Genomic DNA, 389 nt, shown 5'->3' on the forward strand with positions numbered 1-389 from the left:
TAATGGCGCGGGCATTGGCAGCAAAACCGGCACCCTGACCATCGCCGATGGCGGTGTCGTCAATGTGAATTCGGGCAGCGGAACAACGCATCTTGCCAAAAACTCAGATATTGGCGGCATACTCAATGTCGGCGCGGCGGCGGGCGATACGGCGGTTGCGGCGGGCACGCTCAACGCCGCCACGCTGGCCTTTGGCGATGGCATCGGAACCCTCAATTTCAAGCATACCGGGACAAACTACAATTTCGATGCGGCTATCACCATGTCGGGCGTCAACACTTTTGCCACGATCAACCATGTCGCTGGTGTCACCAACCTCACCGCCGATTCCTCTGGCTTTGCTGGCGATACCATCGTCAACGGCGGCACGCTGAACATCACCAATAAGC

General features: G+C 58.1%; 1 pseudogene. It reads left to right on the forward strand.

What is annotated here, in order from left to right:
- A pseudogene (locus tag C5748_RS28435) lies at positions 1–389 on the forward strand (hypothetical protein); the annotation flags it as partial.

The sequence above is a fragment of the Phyllobacterium phragmitis genome, assembly GCF_002980495.1.
GTDB classification, from domain to species: domain Bacteria; phylum Pseudomonadota; class Alphaproteobacteria; order Rhizobiales; family Rhizobiaceae; genus Paramesorhizobium; species Paramesorhizobium phragmitis.